The organism is Waterburya sp. (genome assembly GCF_058530065.1).
Window position 1 is genome coordinate 1 of sequence record NZ_JBZNBU010000297.1, and the last position, 4,222, is coordinate 4,222.

The following is a 4,222-nucleotide window of genomic DNA, read 5'->3' on the forward strand; positions in this document are numbered from 1 at the left end:
CCCCACCACGGATGAAACCAAAATCATTATCATCATTAATGGCGGGATTCAAATCAAATACCACCAAAAAAATTAATATATTACGCGACGCACCAGGAACGAAATTATGACAACGCAATTATTACGAACACATCATCCGCAACCAGGATGCAATGGATAAAATTCGCCATTATATTGTTAATAATCCCATATCTTGGTCAATAGACCAATTGCATCCAGATAACCCTTCAAGATGGTAGTGGCGATCGCACTCTTTAGATTCCGCAAGAGAACGGCGATCGCCTTTAGCCAAAATTCTATGTATTTCTATGTTGCGAGCGAGATTCGTCGGACAAGCAATCGCATTAATGTAATTTATGTACTGCATTTGATCGGATGAAGTTATGTATAGACTAGGAAATACTAGTAAAATTTAGTAAAGCTATCTATTAAGAAAATTCAATCATGGAAGGCGTTCAGTTTTTAGTTAACGAAGCAGGAGAAAAAACTTCTGTATTAATCGACCTAAATGAATGGGGAGATTTGTGGGAGGACTTTTATGACACAATGGTTTCTCGTTCTCGTCAAAATGAAGCAGAAATTGATTGGGAAGAACTCAAAACGGAAATTGGGCTAGATGAATAATAGTTATGCCTGAATACAAAATTAGCTTTAAATCTTCCGCAGCTAAAGAATTGAAGAAATTACCTTTGGAGTTACAGCAGCGCGTAGCTAATAAAGTCGAACAATTAAAAAAAGAACCTCGTGTTTCGGGCGTAATTAAGCTGAAAGGAAATGATAATTTATATCGCTGTCGCGTTGGTGAGTATAGATTAATTTACGAAATTGATGACTCAAAACTAAAAATTGTCTTTACCAGAATAAGACACAGAAAAGATGTCTATCGTTAAGCACTTTCGCTCGCTCGCACTTGTATTTTTCTCTCTTCAATTGCAAAGCGATCGCCTTATACCTCTGTCTGAAAAATTTGTTGGGGTATCAAGTTAATTTCGGCAAAGGCGGGAGAAACTAAACCCTTATCTAAAGTAAAAACAGTTTGATCATATAAACCTTCATTCAACACTAAAATTGTTACCTGTTGTTCTAGAGGATCGGCAATCCAGTATTCATTAATACCCAACGCTGCATACTCAGATCTTTTATAACGATAATCTCTTTTAACAGATTCGGGACTGACTACTTCTACTACTAGTATGGGTGGTGTTTCTAATATCCCCGATTCATCTAAAGAATTAATTATTTGTTCTTTTTCCACCACGTAAAGATCGGCGATGCGAGATTTACGCCACCCAGTTCTTATTCCTCCTTCTCTCATAGCTATCCAAGGAAGTTGGAGACGATTTATTTCTGCTTTGAAAGTATCTCGAATAAAGTCTGAGATTAAAATATGGCGAAAGGTGGGAGGATTCATTAATTCTAGTTTTCCGTCTACCAACTCATAACGATTATCTGGATCTTCATCCCATTGCAAATAGTCTTCAAAGGAGTATAAAACTTGATTGGTTACGGCAGTCATAATAGTTTGAGAAATATTATTTATATTCTAATCAAAGTTTGTTTGGCGATATTGCAGATACGTTTGAATCAATATGATGCAATTGTCGCCGATTAATGGCAAAAATCGTCCGTCATTCGGCAATAAATTAAATTAAATGAATTGATTGTGATGCCGAATCATTTCCAGGGAATTGTCATCATCAATAATCCCGTGGGCGCGAACGGCCGTTCGCCCCTACAGATGAAACCCAAATCGTTATCGTCATTGATGGCGGGTTTTAAATCAGCCGTGACCAAAAAAATCAATATTTTGCGTGATGCACCAGGAACACCGTTATGGCAGCGCAATTATTACAAACATATTAAATAAAATTCGTCAATATATCGTTGATAATCCTCTATCTTGGAAAAATGACCAATTACATCCCCAGAATCCTTCAAAATGGTAAAGGCAAGGATTCGATCGCTTTCCAAGTCAGCTTTCCAAGATTTGGTCTAACTCTACAACCAATCCTGGCATTAAATCTTCCCCTGATAAGTCTTGAGAAAAGTCAACTATCTCTACCTCTTCTCCTGAGCGATAAATTTCCACTCTTCTTTCATCGGGATAAATTAGCCAACCAAGTTGAACTCCACACCCTAAATATTCTTGCATTTTCATTTGGATATCCTGCAATCTATCATTAGGAGAGAGCAATTCTAGGACGAAATCGGGGGCTATGGGGGCAAATCCTCTTTTTTGTTTCTGAGTTAACTCATTCCAACGGGAAATCTCGATCCAGCTAACATCAGGAGAACGCTTCGCACCATTTGGCAGGGCAAAACCAGTAGAAGAATCAAATACTACCCCTAATTTATTTTGGCGATTCCAAATACTAATTTGAGTCAGTAAGTCAGCATTTTGCCTTCCACTTTCACTTCCCGTTGGTGACATGACGATTAATTTCCCTTGGCTAGTCATCTCAAATTTCGTATCTCGATTCTGAGCGCACAATTGCTCAAATTGCCGATCTGTGATGGGATTAGCTAAGGCTCTAAGGTCTATGGTTTCAGTCATTTGCCATGGTTAAATGTAGAACATCTAAAATTTAGGAATTGGATTATATTTTATAATATTTAATTTGGTTAAAGCGATCGCCTGCCTCTAAAACATCATTCTTCATTTCTTAAATTAAATGCGATCGCTGCTTGCTAAATAGTAGTGTGGGCAATGCCCACGCTACAGATTAACGTCTGTATCAATTAGTTATGCAAACCGCTGTAATTTAAAATAATAAAGTCGGGCGATCGCAAAATTATCATTTTATAATCCTAACCACCTTCTTAATGAGTCTTCTAACTTTTGAATATCAGCTTGCTGCAATTGACCAATAGTTTTAATTACTAGATTTTGTTTTACAGTATAAATACCTCTTTTAACTGCACTAGGTACATTTAATCCTGCTGCTTGCCATTTAGCTAAAATAAACTCTCCTGGAAGTAAAGAGCTAGTTTTACTAGTTAGAGGCACTATAAAAATATCTTGAGAAATGTGTTTAGCATTGACTATAATTGCAGGTCTAACTTTTGAATTAGATCAATCAGAAAAAGGATATCGAACTAATACAACATTATTCCTTGAGTAGTTCGGCATAAATATCATCCTCTGGATTATCCCAAACTTTGTTTAGAGATTCTTGGCTGGCATTTTGCCAAAATTCCGCTTCATCGTTAGGTAATACTGTAATCAAAACCTTTGTTCCTTCTGGAAGTTCTAGCCCTTCTAGTATTTCTATTTTCCCTCGACGTACAGTCGCCATTAAAGTTTTGAGCATTTATCTTAGTTTTCTGATTTTTTAGGCAATTATGATCTGAATCGCTTGTTTAATATTGTAGTTTTAAAACAATATCGCAATCTAGATCGCCTTTCCCTTTTAGGATACGATCAGCGATCGGTTTCTAAGTTAGCTTTCAAACATTTCGTTGAACTCAACAATTAATTATTGAATTATATTTTATCTTATTTAATTTGGTTAAAGCGATCGCTCTACCTCTAAAACATCATTACTTCATGCCAATTTATCTCTTCAATTAAATGCGATCGCTTTACAGCGGTTTGCGTTTCAATCTGGGACAAAACACGATCGCTGCTTGCTAAATAGTAGTGTGGGCAATGCCCACGCTACAGATTAATGTCTGTATCAATTAGTTATGCAAACCGCTTTAATCTAAAATAATAAATTCAGGCGATCGACCAGAGAGTAATAATATCTAAGTTTACTTGCAGATTATCTAGATCGAAAAACTAAAATATGGTGCAATTTTCTCTTCAGGCTTGGAAAAATATTGATAAAATCTATCAAGCTATTTTAGAAATGCCTTTTGTCAAAGAACTGGAAGCGGGTTCTTTAAATAAACAAATATTCCAACATTACATGATTCAAGATGCGATCTATCTGGGAGAATTTGCCCGCGTTTTGGCGATCGCATCTGCTAAAGCACCCCAACCAGATATGCAATTACAATTTGCAAACAGCGTCCGAGAAGCAATTGTTGTCGAACGTAGCTTGCACGAGGAGTTTTTTGCCGATTTTGGCATCGATCCGACAGATGCTTTAAAAGCACAGCCTTCTCCTACTTGTTTGAACTACACTAACTTTTTAATCGCTACAGCATATCAATCTACTTTTGCCGTAACAGTCGCAGCAGTATTACCTTGCTTTTGGATTTATTTAGAAGTGGGCAA

At 36.7% G+C, this 4,222-nt stretch carries 7 protein-coding genes and 1 pseudogene; 3 read left to right on the forward strand and 5 right to left on the reverse strand.

The annotated features are described in order from the left end of the window. Positions 1-169 precede the first annotated feature (169 nt). Complete coding sequence (locus AC33VI_RS17790; protein WP_491783601.1) at positions 170-367, reverse strand: hypothetical protein; 198 nt, start codon at positions 365-367, stop codon at positions 170-172. Positions 368-444: 77 nt separating this feature from the next. Here AC33VI_RS17790 and AC33VI_RS17795 point away from each other — a divergent pair, with 77 nt between their 5' ends. Then, entirely contained in the window at positions 445-624 is a 180-nt protein-coding gene (locus AC33VI_RS17795) for a hypothetical protein (protein WP_491783602.1), read from the forward strand. A 5-nt stretch (positions 625-629) separates the two neighbouring features. Beyond that, a complete protein-coding gene (locus AC33VI_RS17800) occupies positions 630-890 on the forward strand; it encodes a type II toxin-antitoxin system RelE family toxin (RefSeq protein WP_491783603.1) in 261 nt (86 codons plus the stop codon). A 56-nt stretch (positions 891-946) separates the two neighbouring features. Here AC33VI_RS17800 and AC33VI_RS17805 read toward each other — a convergent pair whose 3' ends face one another. The 4 genes and pseudogenes from AC33VI_RS17805 to AC33VI_RS17820 form a co-directional block, all read right to left on the reverse strand. Next, positions 947-1,516, reverse strand: coding sequence for a Uma2 family endonuclease (locus AC33VI_RS17805; protein WP_491783604.1), 570 nt, complete (start codon positions 1,514-1,516; stop codon positions 947-949). 456 nt (positions 1,517-1,972) lie between these two features. Next, positions 1,973-2,554: a Uma2 family endonuclease gene (locus AC33VI_RS17810; protein WP_491783605.1), complete on the reverse strand. Its 582-nt coding sequence runs from the start codon at positions 2,552-2,554 to the stop codon at positions 1,973-1,975. A gap of 246 nt (positions 2,555-2,800) precedes the next feature. Further along, a pseudogene (locus tag AC33VI_RS17815) lies at positions 2,801-3,130 on the reverse strand (type II toxin-antitoxin system PemK/MazF family toxin). Continuing rightward, positions 3,108-3,311, reverse strand: coding sequence for a hypothetical protein (locus AC33VI_RS17820; protein WP_491783606.1), 204 nt, complete (start codon positions 3,309-3,311; stop codon positions 3,108-3,110). The pseudogene AC33VI_RS17815 and the gene AC33VI_RS17820 overlap by 23 nt, the downstream one beginning before the upstream one ends. Before the next feature lie 477 nt (positions 3,312-3,788). On the opposite strand from AC33VI_RS17820, the gene AC33VI_RS17825 reads away from it, so the two are divergent. Continuing rightward, positions 3,789-4,222: TenA family protein (locus tag AC33VI_RS17825; RefSeq protein WP_491783607.1), on the forward strand; the 434-nt coding region annotated here is incomplete at its 3' end.

Bases quoted from the DNA above. Each gene is read 5' to 3' on its own strand.
- AC33VI_RS17805 (WP_491783604.1), bottom strand. From the start codon at position 1,516: ATGACTGCCGTAACCAATCAAGTTTTATACTCCTTTGAAGACTATTTG.
- AC33VI_RS17800 (WP_491783603.1), top strand. From the start codon at position 630: ATGCCTGAATACAAAATTAGCTTTAAATCTTCCGCAGCTAAAGAATTG.
- AC33VI_RS17795 (WP_491783602.1), top strand. From the start codon at position 445: ATGGAAGGCGTTCAGTTTTTAGTTAACGAAGCAGGAGAAAAAACTTCT.
- AC33VI_RS17820 (WP_491783606.1), bottom strand. From the start codon at position 3,311: ATGCTCAAAACTTTAATGGCGACTGTACGTCGAGGGAAAATAGAAATA.
- AC33VI_RS17790 (WP_491783601.1), bottom strand. From the start codon at position 367: ATGCAGTACATAAATTACATTAATGCGATTGCTTGTCCGACGAATCTC.
- AC33VI_RS17810 (WP_491783605.1), bottom strand. From the start codon at position 2,554: ATGACTGAAACCATAGACCTTAGAGCCTTAGCTAATCCCATCACAGAT.